The organism is Clostridium cadaveris (genome assembly GCF_020911725.1).
In the GTDB taxonomy this organism is placed as follows: Bacteria; Bacillota; Clostridia; order Clostridiales; family Clostridiaceae; genus Clostridium_X; species Clostridium_X cadaveris.
Genome location: NZ_CP076620.1, coordinates 540,001 through 557,500, shown reverse-complemented (window position 1 = coordinate 557,500; position 17,500 = coordinate 540,001). Strand labels below are relative to the sequence as shown.

The window sequence follows — 17,500 nt, the reverse complement described above, 5'->3', positions numbered from 1 at the left end:
TATAGAGCCTATTTTGTGAATTTCATGCAAATGAAAAGCAATCATCTATCCTACTATATATCATACATTTCTTCTCAATCTCCAACCGATAGTTTGTTCCTTGACATTAACAAAGCGTCGGTACAGCCCCTCTTGTGCCATTAGTTCCCTATGTGTGCCTAGCTGAATAATCTGACCATTCTCTAACACTATGATCTGATTAGCACTTCTCACGGTGGAAAGACGATGTGCAATCATCAAAATAGTTTTATTTTTTGTAAGCTCCTCAATAGTTTTTTGTAGTTCTTGCTGATTCTCTGGATCTACACTGGCTGTAGCCTCATCTAAAATAATAATAGGTGCATCTTTTAATATAGCGCGAGCAATAGAAATACGCTGCTTCTCTCCGCCGGAAAGAGAAGATCCACCTTCACCCACCTTTGTTTTGTAGCCTTGCGGCAAGCTCATAATAAAGTCATGGCAACAGGCACGCTTAGCTGCATCTATCACCTGATTAGCTGTAGCTTCTGGTCTGCCGAACTTAATATTGTTTTCAATGGTATCCTCAAAAAGATACACATGCTGAAACACGATAGAGAAATTGCGCAGTAGGCTGTCACATGTATATTCCCTAACATCGTATCCACCCACCAATATCTGACCTTGCTGAACATCCCAAAAACGAGCAATCAAGCTACAAATAGTTGTTTTTCCGGAGCCAGAAGGACCAACAATTGCACATGTCGTTTTCTCTGGAATTGTAAAGCTTATATCATGGATGATTTCTTTATCCTCATAAGCAAAGGAAACATGTCTCATTTCAATACCCAAATGCTTAGGTATGATATCCTTGCCGTTTTCATCTAAAGACGGTGTATCCAATACACTTTCCATACGGTCAAGAGATGCTTCTACGACACGTGCTACTGAAGCCATACTTCCTACTAACTCCACATGAGAATAAATTAAAAAACCAGAAATCACTAAAAGAAGGCATTTCACCAAATCAAGCTCCCCTCCAATCATCAGATAAGGTGCTACAGCTAATATAGATGAGGCGGCCAACTTAAACACAGTCTGATATACAGCCGTTAAAGAAGAAAATACACTCTCCAATCCAATGTTGGCATCAGCACTTTTATAAATAGCATCGTCTACCGTTTTCCCAGATTTTTCTCCAAGGCCAAATGCTTTGACGACTCCCATGCCCTGAACATATTCAATAATTGCTGTAACCAATCCAGCCTGTGCTGCCTGCCGTGGTGGCGAAAGTCTCTTCGCAGCCTTCTGCATCCAAACGTACACCGACAAAGCAATAATAATGCCCAAAATAGTAATTAAACCGATATGCCATTCATAAACCAATAGCCAAAGTGCTATTACAATGGCGTGGATAAAACCGTTAAACACCTTGTCCATTACTAAAACGGCATTGGTTTCAATGTCGCTCAATGTAGTGGTAGCAGCTGCGGTAATATCACCTAGTCTGTTCTGAGTGAAATAACCCATAGGAGCACGCTTTAAGTTTTCTCCTATTTCCAGTCGCTTTTCTGCACACATATCGAAACTGCCAAACGTACGTCTAACCGAGGAAGCATTTCCAAATATAATCCGTCCACCAATGCTCAAAGTCATAATTCCAAAAGAAATCCATATGGTTGACACTGGCATACTTCCTCCCTCTAAAGTTGATAGGATACCCGTTAATACCGTAAGTATAGCCAAAATTGGAATCACTGCAAAAATAGAATCCAGAAAGCTGAACACAAAAGAGTAAAACAGATTTTTTCTTTGGTTACCAGCAAAGTCTAGTAATCGATTTAGCATTACAATCATTATTTTTCTCCTCTCTTGTATCTCTGGCACTGGTATAAGCTGTCCAAAGTGTTTTATACAATGAGCATGAATCAAGCAACTCTTGATGCATTCCCTGTGCCTGTATTTTTCCATTATTCATAACAATAATTTTATCCGCACCGATGATTGTTCCCAATCGATGGGCTATCACGATAAGTGTTTTACCACGTACTAGTTCATTTAGAGATGTTTGTATTACTGCTTCACTTTCTGGATCAGTAAATGCCGTGGCTTCGTCTAGCACCACTACTGGACTATTTTTTAGAATAGCACGTGCAATAGCGATTCGCTGCCTTTCTCCACCGGAAAGATTGCCTCCGCCATCACCTGCCAAAGTTTCGTAACCTTTTGGAAGACTCAAAATAAAATCATGACAGTTTGCACGTTTTGCTGCTTCCTCCACTTCAAAATCAGTTGCAGATGGCTTACCAATACGAATATTCTCTCGTATAGAGAGATTAAATAAAAAATTATCCTGAGATACATAGGCAACAGTGTCCATCACTTGAGAAAGTGGTAGTTTGCGTACATCTATTCCCCCTAATAATACTGCACCGCTATTCACATCCCAAAAGGATGAAATCAACCGTGCCATAGTCGATTTTCCAGATCCAGATGGTCCTACAATAGCCGTCATACCATTTGGAACTGCATCGAAGGATACATCGTGCAACACCTCTTCGCCATGATATCCAAAACACACATGTGACATTGAAACAGTATGATTTAACAGCGTCACAGGCTTCTGAGGCCGATTCAATTCCTCTTCCTGTAAGAGTCCTGCAATTTCCTGCACAGTAGAGTCTACCATAGCCAGACTATCGGTATATTCCATTGCTTGAATCAATGGATGAACTAAACCAAGAGACAGGATGACACAACTTATAAACACTGACGCATCCAAACGCCCATGCATAAATAACCAGCTCCCAAAAGGAAGGACACCTAGAAGATTGGCAGGCATAATAGCGATTCCCGCTACAAAATAACCATTCGTTTTTTGAAACCAAGAGGCTTTTGCCTCCCGACTTTCTTTTACAGCGGTCGCATATTTCCCATAGGATACAGCACTTTGGTTAAAAGCTTTGATGATCTCAATACCACCGATATATTCCACGATAGCAGCATCCATATTTTTCCCAGATTCCTGCACACGACTATATCGTACCTGATAATCCTTCATCATGCCCATATAGCAAAATAGACCGATAGGAATGGTGATTAGGGATACTAGAGCTAGCCTCCAGTCCAAAACAAACAGGTAAATAATCATAAATAGTGGAATCAAAAGATTTGCGGTTACTTCTGGAATCAGATGTGCAAGTGGAAGCTCTAACTTTTCCACGGTATCTACCAAAATGCTTTTATATTTGCCTGAAGGGGTATCCAGTACCGTTCCCATAGGCACACGAGCTAGCTTTGCGGTAAGAGCTGTTCTGATATTTTTCAAAATTGTGAATGCCGAGTGATGAGAAAGTACTGTGGATGCAGTCGAAAGCCATACCTTTCCAAGATACCCAACTAATACGATTAAAGCTGCTTGAATAATCCCAGTTAAACTGTAATCTCCAGCACATAGTTGCACAATCAATGCTGATACCGTAAAATACGGTATCATTCCGCTCGCTGAACCAAGAATGGCAAGGATAACCGATACAATCATTTTCCCACGGCATTGCGTTGCAAAATGTAATATCCACGCTATGGAACTCGTTTTTCTATCTTTCATAGAGATCCTCCTTTTAAATTAATTAAAAATTCTTAAAAGTACTTCTTAGAATGTACGCAGTACGCAGCTATTTGACTTAAGTCGTATTCCTTAGTTAGTCAAAACTAACTCAATTTCAAAAATTAAGGCTCATTTGAACCTTAATAATCCATCCCAACCGCAATTAAAAAATGTGGCGAGTTCTTCAATATAACTGAAAGCTTTTTCTCGCGGCATATCATGAACAACGGTTTCAAAAACAGCTGTAAAATATGCACTGGTAATCATATGGTGAAGCTCGTGACTGGCAAAACCTTCTACTTTTCCATGAAATCGCAGCAACTCATAATATCGCTCTGTCTGTTTCACCTCAAGCTCAACCAAATCATTCACGAAGGAAGAATACTTTGTCCCATCCGAACAGCAAAGAATTAGCTTGAAAGCTTCATAATTATCGTAAATATAACTAAGAAAATGTTGCAAATATTCCGTTGACATTTCCCGGCTGGCGTTAGTTTTACCATCTGGAATCAGCTCAAAATGAGCATCTTGTGCCACTTTAAACTGATTTATAAGTCCATCTGCTGCCGGAGCCACCAAAGCGTCAAACAAAGCGGCCTTATCTGGATAATAGCCATAAAATGCCCCTTGGGTGAATCCAGCTGCCTTCACGATTCCACGTAAAGATGCATCTTTATAGCCTTTGTCCAAAAACTCTTTTTTACCAACGTCTAGAATTTTCTTTTGAGTAGCAGTTAATTGCTCCATAGTAGGCCTCCTTTCTAAACAAAAGATATATTATATCAGTGATATATATCACTGATATAATATATCTTTATTGTAAGTTTGTCAAGCTCATATCCAAAAAACTATTCCCATCTCAAAAGTAAAAGAACTATTTCCTTCATATGAATAATCTATTTCAGTTCACTCAACAACTCAACGATGACTTACGGCATTAGATTTAAAGACAGTAAAAGGCGGACAGTAACAACTATCCGCCTAATATACCTCATAGTTTAGATGGGTTAACAAATTATCCTTGTAAACACGCATCTAAATATATGAATATTTTTTACAGTTCTACACTAATTCAACATCAATAATTGATGTTGTCCCACTTAATGCTAACTCTGGCTCTCCAGGATTACCTATTCCAGTTCTTGGCATAATTCCTGTTGCTAATAAGCAAATTGCTAAAATAGAAATTATTCTTTTCTTCACTACAATCATCTCCATTCTTGAAATTTTTATTTGTAAGAAATAGATTCTTCAATAATCTTGAAGCTCCATTCTTAAAGCTAACTAAACTATTTCTATCACTGTAGGATTACTACATAATTCTGTTTCCCCAACTGCTCCTATTCCTAATGCTCTTATGCCTCCAAATATGAAGCACACTGCTAATATAGCTATTACTTTTTTCTTCATTACATTTTCCCCCTATATCATAAAAAATTTAAGTTTATATTTTAATCTTTAATGTAATCATTAAAAATTTTTATCTTATTTATATCCTTTTGCTTTACTGCTAAATCCAAAAGTCTTTTCATGGCCCATATGACCTCATCCTTTGAACTTGTATTATTTGCTACACTTAATAGTTTTAACAAGATTTCTTCCATTTCTTTCTCGTTATTTTCTTCATTTGATATTTCATATAATATCTTTAAACCTTCTAATTGATATTTATAGCTTCCTATTTCTTCACTAATCTTTATACTTTCATTTAAAGCAATTTTAGCCTCTTCATATTTCTTTAATTCAAAGTAAAAATTTCCCTTATCACCTAGAATTTCATGTTTAACTCTATCTGTTTCCTTTGCTGTTTCTATAGCTTTGTCAAAAAACTCTTCGGCTTTCTTGTATTCTTTTTTATCAATATAACACAATGCAATATTGTTATATGCTCTTATTAAAAAACTATTATCTAAATTTCTGATTTCTACTAAATTTAGAAGAGTTTTTAATGCTTCTGAGGTTCTTTTCAATTTATAAAGTATTACGCCTTGTATCATATTTCCCTTATAGTAATAAGATGTCTGTTCACATTTATCATCCATCAACAACTGAAGTGTATCCATGGATTTTTCATAATTACCTATATTGTAATAAGTCAAACCTATATTATAAGTAATTCTATCCTTTTTAATAAAATCATTATTTATATAACAGTACTTTAACGCTTCTTGATAATACATAACTGCATCATAATACTTAAGGCATCTATCTTTTATTAATCCAAGATTATTATAAATCTCATGCTTTAGTTTATTACTTCCTATACTATCTATAAGATTTAGACATTTCCTATATGCTGCTTCGGCTTTATCATATTCATGATTTACCACATAAATATTGCCTTTTTTCTTAGTAGCATATACCTCTGTCCAAGACATACCTTGTTCTTTTCCAAAGTTTACTATATAGTCACATTTCTCAAAGCTTTCCTTAATATCAGGAAGTTTCTCGCATAGTACACATAAATCTTCTTCTTTAGTTCTAGCTATAAACTCTTCATCATAATTTAACTCTACTTCTTTTTCTTTAGCGAACTCAATGGCATTTCTCATGATGTCTATTGCTACATCTCTGCTCATATTTCTCTTTCCGCTTTCAACCATACTTATAAATTCTCTAGTTATATTATTTCGTGCTAAGTCTTTTTGTCTTGCATTCAAAAGTTTTCTTATAAATATGAGTTTTTCTTGATTTGTCATCAAATTTATGTTCACCTTTGCGCTCCTATCAAATATTTTTTATTTTTCCCTTTATTACCAAGTAACTTTTAATTTTTTATAAGTTACTATATATATTATTATTATTCACTTTTATGGAAATTCCTTCTTTTTTAAATACTTTTTTCAAAATTTTATTTTAATAAGCTAATTTCTTATTTCCTAACATAAAAGCCGTTCAATGTAGGAGCACATCACTACATTAAACGGCTATAATTTATGATACTATTGAAATTCGAACTTTATCCACTCTCTTTTCATCAAGTTTCTCTATTTTAAAAATTGTATTTCCATGAACTATAGGTGTTTCTTCTTTGGACTTCGGGATATTACCCAAAAGTTCTATAATAAGACCACCAATTGTATCTGCTGATTCTGATGCCAAATCTAAGTTTAAAGCTTCATTGACTTCATCAATATTTAAAAGTCCGTTTACTATATAAGAATTTTCGTTGACTTTCTCAATTTCAGGCTCTTCAGCATCATGTTCATCAGTAATGTCTCCCACAACTTCCTCTATAAGGTCTTCTATGGTTACTATACCTGAGAAACCACCATATTCATCTATTAGAATAGCAATATGATTTTTTGTTGCCTGAATTTCCTTAAACAAGTTCTCAACAATTTTAGTTTCTGGGACAAAATAAGGTTCTCTCATAATATCTTTTATATCCACATTACTTATGCCATTTTTAACAATAGCTGAAAACAAATCTTTCATATATAGAATACCAACTATATTGTCAATTTCTTTTTCATATATAGGTATCCTTGAAAAATTTTCTGTGAGTATCGCATCTATCTTATTCTCAATTTTATCGCTGACGCTTAGCATAAAGACTTCTGTTCTAGGTGTCATAACTTCTTTTGACATCTTATCGTCAAAACATATTATAGATTCAATCATCTCTTTTTCACTTTCGTTAATTACACCATGTTCTTGTCCAACTTCTACTATAGATCGTATCTCTTCTTTAGACATTCTATCCTCAGAATTTTCTGCATCACATCCTAAAAGTTTAACTAAAAGATTAGTTGACCAAGATAATAACATAACAAAAGGCTTTGCCAGCTTTGATATGAAAATTATAGGTTTTACTGTTGCAAGCGATATTTTTTCTGCATCTTTAAGAGCAACTCTCTTTGGCAGAAGTTCACCTAGCACCAATGTTATATAGGATATAATTACAGTAACTATAACTAATGAAATTTCATCACTATAAGCAATATTTGCTGATTTTAAAACACTTGCAAATCCTCCTGAAAGCTTGGTCGCTGCCGAAGCACTGGCAAAGAATCCTGCAAAAGTTATTGCAACTTGTATCGTAGCAAGAAATTTACTTGGCTCATCCAAAAGCTTTTGCAAAAGCTTGGCCTTTTCATTTCCACCATCTGCTAAAATAGAAATTCTAGTTTTATTTACTGATACTATAGCCATCTCTGTGCCTGCAAAGAATGCATTCACCGCCACTAAAATAAGAATAAGAATAATACTACCACTCGGACTACTGTCCATCTATATTCCCCCTCTGATATAAAAATAATTTTTAAGAAAATTATATCATATATAATATAATTTTTATAGTATCCATTATATTCAATAAAGCACAAATAATTCACTGTTAGTTTATAGATTCATTTTGTTTATCTATATATGCTTGTAGCTTCTCCAAGCTATCTGTTACGAACTCATACACTAGATATTTAGGCTGTACATAATCAATAATATCCTTTGCACATTTTTCTGTGAAAGGTTTATGCCAATCAATCTTCATCAACCTATCATACACAAGGCTTTCCATTTCATTAAAATCCATATCTTTATAATTTAATTCTTTACTTTCTAAGAGCATATTTTTAGTATACTCTCCGGATAAAGAACAATGAAAATGTATCCCTTTTATATATTCCTTAAGCTCTCCAAGATCCTCTATGGTATCTATAACAAACTTAACTCCTTCTTCTTCAGACCTGAGTTCAAAGTTTGTGTTCATAAGATGTCCTGTATCAAGCATTATTCCCACATTTTTATATTCAATTCCATCAATAAGCTTTCTTACTAACTCCTTCTTTCTAAGAGTCATGCCTGGCCACCATAAATTTTCTAAAAGTATCATTATATCAGTTTGAAAATCTCTAAATATTTCATTTAATAATTCTATTGATTTCTCTACTACCTCTTCATCTGAATAGGTAAATTCGTAATTGAATATATCCTCTAAATCTACGTGTCCTATATGAAAAACTCCATATTTTGCTCCAATTTTCTCTGCTGCTCTTATTTCATCTCTGTACTTTTTAATCATTACATTTCTATCAGTACCTCCATAAAAGCTTTGAATTCTTTCTTCACTTCTTAAGCTCTGTAAAAGCTTCTCATGATTTCCTGTCCATAAATCTATCCATGCAGGATAATTGGCAAGATGTACACCTTTAACCATTTCTTTTGGAATGATATTTTCATCCATATATAATGGAGCCATAAGCTCTATTCCTTGGAATTCATTTTTTAATAAAAATTCACTTATAACTTTTTTATCGTTATCATACCTTTCTGTATCAAAGCTATAAGCGAACATGCTAAGCAGCTTAATCATAATGTCCTCCTAATTCTTTAAATTGTAAGCCATTCTAATATCGTCTAGTATATCTTTGTGATGAAAATCCTTTGGATAAATCATATTTATCTCTCTTGTCATGATAAGGTTTTCTATTGGTACCACAACTAATTTCCCGGCTGCAATCTCATCTCTGCAGGATTTATGAGATATTACCGTTATTCCAAGATTAGAAGACACCAAGTCTTTTATAAGAGAAACATTATCTAGCTCCATGATTACATTAAAGTTATTTATATTCTCTGAATGACTTATAAGATGATTCTCAAATAGTTTACGTGTACCTGCATTAGGCTGTCTTAATATAAAGTTTTCTTTTTTTAGTTCTAATAAATTAACACTTTTTCTTTTTGCAAATTTATGTTTAGGGGAAACTGCCAAACATAAATAATCCGTGTCTAAAAGTATAGATGTGAACCTATCATCGGTTATCCTTCCCTCTATTATTGCCAAATCTAGCTCATAAGCTTTAAGCATATCATAAATATTATTAATAGTATTAGTAACAATATTTATATGAATCTTAGGATGCTCGTTGCAATAAGAGGCAAAAACATAAGGTACTAAATTTTCCTCCGCAGTAGGCGTAATTCCAATAACTAAACTTTTAACTTGCTTTCTATTATCCTCTATCGCTTTTATAGCATTCTCTTCTAAAGCAATAGCTCTTCTAGAATATTTTATTAGTATTTCCCCCTCAGGCGTTGGAATCAGTTTCTTTTTATCGCTATAAAATATCTTTATTCCATACTCCTGCTCAAGCAATTTTATGTGATGACTCACCGCTGGCTGAGTAAGGGCCAAATGTCTTGCCGCTTTAGTATAACTCCCTACATTTACTAAAGTTAGCAGCGTTTTAATCTTGTTATCTATCAATATCCTACCCCTCCTCATCAAGATTATTAGTTTTATTTATAATATTATATAGAATTATTATTTGATTTTATCATCTTCTACTAATATAATCAACACTATAAAGTAAACGGTTTTAATTTTCAAGCATTTAGGAGGTATTCATCAATGTTAATTTCTACTTTAAATTTAAATAATAATGCTGTCATCATTAGCAGCTTATCTATTATACTACTTACAAGTTTTTTGCTTACAAGGGTGACTAAAAAATTTAAGTTGCCTAACGTTACAGCTTATATAATTACAGGTATATTAATCGGACCTTATGTCCTAAATATAATTCCAAAAGAAATAATCAATGGATTAGATTTTGTTACAGATGTTGCTTTAGCATTTATAGCATTCGGTGTTGGAAAATATTTTAAAATAGCTGTTTTAAAGCAAAATGGTGCCAAAGTTTTTATCATAACTATATTTGAATCTTTATTAGCAGCTGTTGCTGTAACACTTGTAATGCTTTTTGTATTTCATCTATCTGTACCATTTTCAATAATGTTAGGTGCTATAGGTTGTGCTACTGCTCCTGCTTCTACAATTATGACTATACGCCAATATGGTGCAAAAGGAAGATTTGTAGATACAATATTGCAGGTTACAGCTCTAGATGATGTTGTTTCATTAGTAGCTTTCAGCATATGTATAGCAGTTGCCCAAGCTTTAAGTTCTAATACAAAACTAAGTCTTTCTGTATTTTTAATTCCTATATTAACAAATGTAGTAGCGATATTAATAGGAATAGCTATGGGCTTTATATTAAATAAAATAATAAATGATAGAAGAACTCAAGATAACAAACTTATAATTACAATTTCCATAATACTTGCTATGACAGGTGTATGTTCTGTTTTAGATATATCACCTTTACTTTCATCAATGGCTCTTGGAGCAGCTTATATAAATCTAAGTAATAATAGTCATCTATTCAAACAAATAAACAACTTTACTCCACCTATACTAACAATTTTCTTTGTTTTGTCAGGTATGAAGCTTGATGTCTCATCTCTAGCTTCTGCAGGAGTTATAGGTGTGGTTTATTTTGTAGTTAGAATTATTGGAAAATATGCTGGTGCTTATTTGGGAGCTTTAGTATGCAAGTCTCCTGATGAAATAAGAAATTATTTGGGACTAGCTTTAATTCCTCAAGCAGGAGTTTCTATAGGACTTGCAGCTCTAGGTCAAAGAATACTTCCTCCTGAAATTGGTGGACTTCTTTCTACTATAATATTGTCATCTTCCGTTCTTTATGAACTTATAGGACCTGCTTCTGCCAAGGCAGCTCTTCATCTGTCTAAATCAATACCTGATGATAAGGCAAAAATGGTTTCTTCTTTTTCTAAAGCAGAAGCGGTCTCTAAATAGAGTAAATATAAAAAAATGCTCTGTAAAATGATTTTGCACATTTTACAGAGCATTTTTATTTCGTTAATTATTTAATCTTTCCTAAAAGAGCTGCAAATGGGTTATCTAAAGGTTCTTCATTTTCCTTTTTCATCTTCTTCATTATATTTGCAACTTCTCTCTTGTTCATTTTATCGCTCTTGCTTTTAAATCTCTTATTGAAAACAGAAGCCTTTTCTCTAAAAGAACAATTAGTATTTGGGCATACATATATTTGACCTTCGCCTTGTCCCCTAAGTTCTAGCCTTTTGTGGCATTCTGGGCATCTAGCGTTGGTGAATCTAGTTACAGTTTCTTTGTATCCACATTCTCTATCTTGGCATACGTTCATCATTCCATGCTTGCCTTTAACTTCTAGCATATATTTTCCACACTGTGGACATTTTTTTCCTGTCATATTATCATGAACAAATTTGTCTTTACTACCTTTAATATCATCTACAAGATCAGAGGAATACTTTCTCATACTTTCTATAAAACCTTCTTTATTTCTCTTTCCTTTGCTTATAAGTTCAAGCTCACTCTCCCACTTTGCTGTTAAAAGAGGTGATTTTAAATCTTCTGGAACAAGATCTATAAGCTGCCTTCCTTTAGATGTTGGCAGGATTTCTTTGCCGTTTTTTTCTATATAAAAGCTATTAAACAGTTTTTCTATTATATCAGCTCTAGTGGCAACAGTACCTATTCCCCCTGTTTCACTTAAGGTCTTAGCCGAAGCCTTGTCAACTCTAATATACTTTTGAGGATTTTCCATAGCTGACAGTAAAGTTCCCTCATTAAATCTAGCTGGTGCTTTTGTTTGAAGTTTATTCAAACTTACAGAAGTTATATTAATCTCCTGACCTTTTTCTAATTTTGGAAGTTCCTGTCCTCCTAAACTTTCATCTTCTCCATTATCATCAAAATCTTCCTTGTCATAAACTTTCTTCCATCCTTTTGACTTTGTGACATTTCCTTTTGCGATAAAAGTCTCTTCCTCTATCTTTACAGTTACATTAGTTTGGATGTACTCATATGGAGGAAGCATTACACTTAAAAATCTCTTTACTACCAAATCATAAATATGTCTTTCTTCTTGGCTGAAATGCATCATATTTGCTCTTTCTTCTGTTGGAATTATAGCGTGGTGATCACTTACCTTAGAGTCGTCTACAAATCCTTTGTGAGCATTTATCCTTCCATTTAAAAGTTCAGTAGCTGCTGCCCTATATGGACCTTGAGCAACCGCTTTAAGTCTATCTGGTATAGTTGCAACTACATCTTTTGATATATATCTTGAATCAGTTCTTGGATAAGTAAGCACCTTATAATTTTCATAAAGCCTCTGCATTATAGAAAGTGTTTGCTTTGCTGAGTATCCCCAAAGCTTATTTGCATCCCTTTGAAGCTCTGTAAGATCATAGAGCGCTGGTGCAAATTTCTTCTTTTCTGATTCTGTTATTGATGTAACTACTCCTATTTTTCCTTTAACCTTTGAAACTAAAGCTTCAGCTTTTTTCTCATCCCATATGGCACTTTCATTTTTCCCATTTATCCATTGAAGATTAAAGTTCTTAGCCTTTGCAGATATAGTATAATAATTCTTTGGTTTAAAATTCTTTATTTCATCTTCCCTTTGAACAATCATAGCAAGGGTTGGTGACTGAACTCTACCTGCTGAAAGCTGTGCATTGTATTTGCAAGTTAAAGCTCTTGTAACATTAAGCCCTACAATCCAATCGGCCTCAGCTCTTGATACCGCAGCCTTATATAAATTTTCGTATTCTTTTCCTGGCTTTAAATTTTTAAATCCGTCTAATATTGCCTTGTCAGTTTGAGATGAAATCCACAAACGCTTTATAGGCTTTTTAAAATATGCTTTTTCAATTATCCATCTGGCAACAAGCTCCCCTTCTCTTCCAGCATCGGTTGCTATTATGAGTTCTTTTATATCTCCTCTCGCCATGACTTTTTTAACTTCATAAAAATGCTTTGAGGTTTTTGGTATAACCTTAAGCTTCATCTTGTTTGGAATCATAGGAAGAGTTTCCATGTCCCATTTTTTATATTTTTCATCATATTCCTCTGGCGCAGCTAAAGTTACCAGATGTCCTAATGCCCAAGTAACTATGTATTTGTCTCCCTCCAAATATCCTCCGCCTTTTTTATTACATTTTAAAACCTTAGCAATATCTCTTGCTACTGAAGGTTTTTCAGCTAAAACTAATATTTTATCCATTTTTGTCTCCTTTCATCGGCAAACCTTACAATATTGTAATAATTTTTCATAAATATGTAATATAAATCTATTTCTATATTTCATAAAAACATATACAATTATATTAATGATGATTTTATCATACAAAGTTTATTATTATGAAAAGGGGATGACTGTATTGAAAAATATTTCAATTATAAGTTTAGTTTGTATGCTTTCATTTATTTACATCATTACTTTAAATAATAACATATCTGCTAGTGAATTAACCAGTAAATCCTCCTACATGTCATCTTCTAAGAATTCATCTTGCAATGATGCAAAATACAAAATTTTTAGGTCTTACAAATATAACTCAAAAAAACCCAAAAATAGGTTTAATCATTATTCAAGAGGCTTTAAGTGTTACTTAAAAAAGATCAAAGTTAAAATTATATATTTCATAAATGATATATGTCGTTTCCTACAATATTCATTTTAAAACTAACATAAAATATAGAAATCCCACATAGTTCTGTTTTGACTCTATGTGGGATTTCTAAATAATTTCCATATTATATTTTACTTCTCCTTTATGCTTTTTTACTTTTTATACTTATTCCAAGATAAATACTACCTATACATCCAATTATAAATAAGGAAATCATCAAAGGAATAATCATTGGATTAATTATAAATCTTCCAAGAGCACTTATAGCTACTATATATATGGCTGTTAATATCAAAAGTAAAGATCCAAAAAACTCAACTAGACGGGCAGCCTTATCTCTCATATTTATTACACTCCTTCTATTAATATACTGTCATTATATGCAACATGCTTTAATTCAGTTATCATTTTGTAGGAGCTTAGTAATAATTATTTACTTAATGGTAAAAAAAACCAAATATTATTTTAATACTTTCAATGTTATAATTATAGAAAGATCATTTTATAAGGAGGACAATAATTTGTCGCGTTTTAAAAAAAATTTTTTCACTGCTATTAAATTCATATGTGCTATTGGAGTCGTATTTGTAATACTATTTGCCTGCAGTTTCTTTCAGGGATGGGTAAATGTAAAAGATGATGGCACTTTAGCTTCTTCAAAGACCCCAAAAAACGTACTTAAATCTAAGTATGTTCCAAAGATAAATTCATCTGATATGAATGTATCAAAGGTTTCTGATGTTAAGTTTTGCTTTTTAGGCAAGGATTTTTCTAAGAACCCTTCTATATACTATAAGGCTCAGCGTTATTATCTACCATTGGACAAGGTATGTTCTAATTTAGGATTTTCCTTTGATTCTTCTAATGGAATTATAACTATCAGTAAAGAAGATTTCAAAGCTTCTATAAATGTTTCTTCTAACACTCTTAGTAAGATATCCTCTGATTCAAAGCTTAGAGGTGAAGTATTAAATGAAGACGATACAGTATTTCTATCTGTTTCAGATATAGAGAATATATTTGATCTAAATGCTTATTTTAATTTTAAAGACAAAACTATAAACTTCGTACATAATGCATCATTTCAAAAGTCCGATTCTCCTAAGACCGGAAGAGCAGCTTTTATAAGACTTGAAGATTTCGGTGCAAGTCCATATATGCAGAAGGATACCACTCAAAAAAAATTCAAAGTATTTGCGGATTTTTTAGGTTCTAATAATATAAAATTTCATATAGCTTGGGTACCTCGTTATAAGGATCCAGAGAACAATATAGATAATGACCTGCTTACTAATAACTCAATAGAAAATGTTGGATTTGTAAATATGATGGATAGACTCATACTTAATGGTGGTGAGCTGGGTCTTCACGGATATACTCATCAGTACGGCAGTGAAATAAGCTTTGAAGGTACTGAACTTTCCAAGAAAGCTAATGCATCTGAGGAAGAAACACGAAAGGTAATTGAATCTGGAATTGATACTTCCAGCGCTCTAAATCTTCCTGTTACCTTCTATGAAAGCCCTCACTACAAAGCAACTTCTAAGCAGTTAAAGATTATAGAAGAATATTTTCAATATCTATATCAGCCTGCTGGTATTATAGATTTTACTATATTAAGACGTAAAGGTGATAATCTCTATATTCCGACTCCGCTTAGCTACGTTAAAGATCTAAATGTTAAACCTATACTAAGAGGTCTGAATCACCCATTGCCTTATCAATTAGCGAGCCTTTATTATCATCCAACAAAGGAACTTGACTTTATAGATGTTACTTTTACCAAGGACAAGATGTTCTACACTTATGATGATAATGCTCCTATGAAGCAGATAATTAAAGCAATTAAAGATAATGACTATGTTACAGCTCATGTAAGTGATTTTAGAAATTAACATTCAATTTTTAGATTAACAAAAGAATTACAGTTTTTTTAAAGACATCATAGACGAAAATATGATGTCTTTTCATTTACTTCTTTCTATCCCTGCACATATGTGAAGTACTATATATCCAATCTCTTCTTCGCTTATTCTCATTCCAAAATGCTTTTCAAATACGTTGCTTGTAATCCACACGCTCCAAACACTTCTGCATAATTCTCCTTTATTAAATCTAAGAGAGGATTTCTAAGTATCATTTTATATTTCAGTCTATTTATAGCTGGTCTTAAATGAAGAGATAATCCGCTTAAAAGCTGTCTGTCCTTTGATAATCCACTTATAGAAAGCATCTTTTCAACACTTTCTATTATTCATCCTCACCTTCTATTGTCCTTCACATACCAGTTTTCTTAACAAGCTTTAAACCCATTTTTTCTAAATCTTTTTCTAATATCTTCATATCATTTCTTATGGATATATTTTCTGATATAGCTATGGTTGAAAATGTACTTTGCACTTTACTAATCATTCCGCCATAATCAAGTCCACCTAGTAGTCCTATTGCAGCACCCATCATGCTTCCGCCTATCTGTCCAAGATTAACTAAAATCTCCACAATCTTATCAGTTATAAAATTACAAGGCGTTGCTAATACAAAGACTATTATATTAATATCCTTTCTCATATTGATTTTATTAGAAAAATTTGGAATTGTGAAGAAAATAATATAATAATACATAAAAAAAAGACTTCATATTAAATGAAGTCTTTTTGACCTGGCGACCACCTACTCTCCCACAGAGCCTCCCCTGCAGTACCATCAGCCGTAATTTGCTTGACCTTCGTGTTCGGAATGGGAACGGGTATTACCAAATTACGCATCATCACCAGATGCTTAGTTTTTCCTAAATCTTCGATTTAGCTGAAAAACTGTACTCCTCACTTCAGTGAGTGAGTTTCCTTTGAAAGAACTTAATTATTCTTTCAAAATTGCACACATATTTTCTATTTCTATCTTTGTTTTCTTTGATTAAGTCCTCGACCTATTAGTATGAGTCAGCTGAATACATTGCTGCACTTACACCTCTCACCTATCTACCTTGTGTTCTTCAAGGGGTCTTACTAACTTACGTTATGGGAAATCTCATCTTGAGGGGGGCTTCACGCTTAGATGCTTTCAGCGTTTATCCCTTCCCGACTTAGCTACCCAGCTATGCTCCTGGCGGAACAACTGGTGCACCAGAGGTCAGTCCATCCCGGTCCTCTCGTACTAAGGACAGCTCCTCTCAAATTTCCTACGCCCGCGACGGATAGGGACCGAACTGTCTCACGACGTTCTGAACCCAGCTCGCGTGCCGCTTTAATGGGCGAACAGCCCAACCCTTGGGACCTACTTCAGCCCCAGGATGCGACGAGCCGACATCGAGGTGCCAAACCTCCCCGTCGATGTGGACTCTTGGGGGAGATCAGCCTGTTATCCCCGAGGTAGCTTTTATCCGTTGAGCGATGGCCCTCCCACGAGGTACCACCGGATCACTAAGCCCGACTTTCGTCCCTGCTCGACTTGTTGGTCTTGCAGTCAGGCTCCCTTCTGCCTTTGCACTCTTCGAAGGATTTCCGACCCTTCTGAGGGAACCTTTGGGCGCCTCCGTTACTTTTTTGGAGGCGACCGCCCCAGTCAAACTGCCCACCTAACAATGTCCCGTCACCAGCTTCATGGTGCCCGGTTAGAATCCCAGTACTGTCAGGGTGGTATCCCAAGGGTGGCTCCACAGGACCT

At 34.1% G+C, this 17,500-nt stretch carries 15 protein-coding genes and 2 rRNA genes (1 of these 17 cut by a window edge); 2 read left to right on the top strand and 15 right to left on the bottom strand.

Going from position 1 to position 17,500, the window contains the following annotated elements; genetic code table 11:
* Positions 1-60: 60 nt before the first annotated feature.
* The 9 genes from KQH81_RS02500 to KQH81_RS02465 all read right to left on the bottom strand — a co-directional run bounded on the left by KQH81_RS02500 (position 61) and on the right by KQH81_RS02465 (position 9,776).
* Positions 61-1,815 carry an ABC transporter ATP-binding protein gene (locus KQH81_RS02500; RefSeq protein ID WP_230028800.1) on the bottom strand — a complete coding sequence of 585 codons (1,755 nt, stop codon included), beginning with the start codon at positions 1,813-1,815 and terminating at the stop codon, positions 61-63.
* Complete coding sequence (locus KQH81_RS02495) at positions 1,775-3,565, bottom strand: ABC transporter ATP-binding protein (protein WP_230028798.1); 1,791 nt, start codon at positions 3,563-3,565, stop codon at positions 1,775-1,777. Before KQH81_RS02495 ends, KQH81_RS02500 begins: the two co-directional genes overlap by 41 nt.
* A 129-nt stretch (positions 3,566-3,694) precedes the next feature.
* Positions 3,695-4,312, bottom strand: coding sequence for a TetR/AcrR family transcriptional regulator (locus tag KQH81_RS02490; RefSeq protein WP_230028796.1), 618 nt, complete (start codon positions 4,310-4,312; stop codon positions 3,695-3,697).
* Between the two features lie 315 nt (positions 4,313-4,627).
* A complete protein-coding gene (locus KQH81_RS02485) occupies positions 4,628-4,768 on the bottom strand; it encodes a hypothetical protein (protein ID WP_155850336.1) in 141 nt (46 codons plus the stop codon).
* An 81-nt stretch (positions 4,769-4,849) separates the two neighbouring features.
* Positions 4,850-4,975: a hypothetical protein gene (locus KQH81_RS17585; RefSeq protein WP_267890579.1), complete on the bottom strand. Its 126-nt coding sequence runs from the start codon at positions 4,973-4,975 to the stop codon at positions 4,850-4,852.
* A 41-nt stretch (positions 4,976-5,016) separates the two neighbouring features.
* A complete protein-coding gene (locus tag KQH81_RS02480; protein WP_230028794.1) occupies positions 5,017-6,279 on the bottom strand; it encodes a tetratricopeptide repeat protein in 1,263 nt (420 codons plus the stop codon).
* Positions 6,280-6,499: 220 nt separating this feature from the next.
* Entirely contained in the window at positions 6,500-7,798 is a 1,299-nt protein-coding gene (locus KQH81_RS02475; RefSeq protein ID WP_027639805.1) for a hemolysin family protein, read from the bottom strand.
* A 106-nt stretch (positions 7,799-7,904) separates the two neighbouring features.
* A complete protein-coding gene (locus KQH81_RS02470; RefSeq protein WP_027639806.1) occupies positions 7,905-8,879 on the bottom strand; it encodes a TIM barrel protein in 975 nt (324 codons plus the stop codon).
* Between the two features lie 9 nt (positions 8,880-8,888).
* Positions 8,889-9,776 (bottom strand): LysR family transcriptional regulator, encoded by an 888-nt coding sequence (locus KQH81_RS02465; RefSeq protein WP_027639807.1) that lies wholly within the window; start codon positions 9,774-9,776, stop codon positions 8,889-8,891.
* A gap of 144 nt (positions 9,777-9,920) precedes the next feature.
* Here KQH81_RS02465 and KQH81_RS02460 point away from each other — a divergent pair, with 144 nt between their 5' ends.
* Positions 9,921-11,171, top strand: coding sequence for a cation:proton antiporter (locus KQH81_RS02460; protein WP_168972691.1), 1,251 nt, complete (start codon positions 9,921-9,923; stop codon positions 11,169-11,171).
* A 67-nt stretch (positions 11,172-11,238) separates the two neighbouring features.
* Here KQH81_RS02460 and KQH81_RS02455 read toward each other — a convergent pair whose 3' ends face one another.
* Entirely contained in the window at positions 11,239-13,428 is a 2,190-nt protein-coding gene (locus tag KQH81_RS02455; RefSeq protein ID WP_230028791.1) for a DNA topoisomerase III, read from the bottom strand.
* Positions 13,429-13,979: 551 nt separating this feature from the next.
* Positions 13,980-14,180 carry a hypothetical protein gene (locus KQH81_RS02450; RefSeq protein WP_027639810.1) on the bottom strand — a complete coding sequence of 67 codons (201 nt, stop codon included), beginning with the start codon at positions 14,178-14,180 and terminating at the stop codon, positions 13,980-13,982.
* A gap of 178 nt (positions 14,181-14,358) precedes the next feature.
* On the opposite strand from KQH81_RS02450, the gene KQH81_RS02445 reads away from it, so the two are divergent.
* Positions 14,359-15,732 carry a DUF2334 domain-containing protein gene (locus KQH81_RS02445; RefSeq protein WP_230028789.1) on the top strand — a complete coding sequence of 458 codons (1,374 nt, stop codon included), beginning with the start codon at positions 14,359-14,361 and terminating at the stop codon, positions 15,730-15,732.
* Positions 15,733-15,872: 140 nt separating this feature from the next.
* On the opposite strand, the gene KQH81_RS02440 is transcribed toward KQH81_RS02445, so the two are convergent.
* From KQH81_RS02440 to KQH81_RS02425, 4 genes are all read right to left on the bottom strand, one after another.
* On the bottom strand, positions 15,873-16,088 hold the full coding sequence (locus tag KQH81_RS02440) for a PRD domain-containing protein (protein ID WP_268254229.1): 216 nt from the start codon (positions 16,086-16,088) through the stop codon (positions 15,873-15,875).
* A 26-nt stretch (positions 16,089-16,114) separates the two neighbouring features.
* On the bottom strand, positions 16,115-16,405 hold the full coding sequence (locus KQH81_RS02435) for a hypothetical protein (RefSeq protein WP_230028787.1): 291 nt from the start codon (positions 16,403-16,405) through the stop codon (positions 16,115-16,117).
* A gap of 89 nt (positions 16,406-16,494) precedes the next feature.
* Positions 16,495-16,612 (bottom strand): 5S ribosomal RNA (gene rrf, locus KQH81_RS02430).
* 134 nt (positions 16,613-16,746) lie between these two features.
* Positions 16,747-17,500: ribosomal RNA gene (locus KQH81_RS02425) — 23S ribosomal RNA — on the bottom strand; it runs 2,150 nt beyond the window's last position.

Bases quoted from the DNA above. Each gene is read 5' to 3' on its own strand.
- KQH81_RS02500 (WP_230028800.1), bottom strand. From the start codon at position 1,815: ATGATTGTAATGCTAAATCGATTACTAGACTTTGCTGGTAACCAAAGA.
- KQH81_RS02495 (WP_230028798.1), bottom strand. From the start codon at position 3,565: ATGAAAGATAGAAAAACGAGTTCCATAGCGTGGATATTACATTTTGCA.
- KQH81_RS02490 (WP_230028796.1), bottom strand. From the start codon at position 4,312: ATGGAGCAATTAACTGCTACTCAAAAGAAAATTCTAGACGTTGGTAAA.
- KQH81_RS17585 (WP_267890579.1), bottom strand. From the start codon at position 4,975: ATGAAGAAAAAAGTAATAGCTATATTAGCAGTGTGCTTCATATTTGGA.
- KQH81_RS02475 (WP_027639805.1), bottom strand. From the start codon at position 7,798: ATGGACAGTAGTCCGAGTGGTAGTATTATTCTTATTCTTATTTTAGTG.
- KQH81_RS02470 (WP_027639806.1), bottom strand. From the start codon at position 8,879: ATGATTAAGCTGCTTAGCATGTTCGCTTATAGCTTTGATACAGAAAGG.
- KQH81_RS02460 (WP_168972691.1), top strand. From the start codon at position 9,921: ATGTTAATTTCTACTTTAAATTTAAATAATAATGCTGTCATCATTAGC.
- KQH81_RS02455 (WP_230028791.1), bottom strand. From the start codon at position 13,428: ATGGATAAAATATTAGTTTTAGCTGAAAAACCTTCAGTAGCAAGAGAT.
- KQH81_RS02450 (WP_027639810.1), bottom strand. From the start codon at position 14,180: ATGAGAGATAAGGCTGCCCGTCTAGTTGAGTTTTTTGGATCTTTACTT.
- KQH81_RS02435 (WP_230028787.1), bottom strand. From the start codon at position 16,405: ATGAGAAAGGATATTAATATAATAGTCTTTGTATTAGCAACGCCTTGT.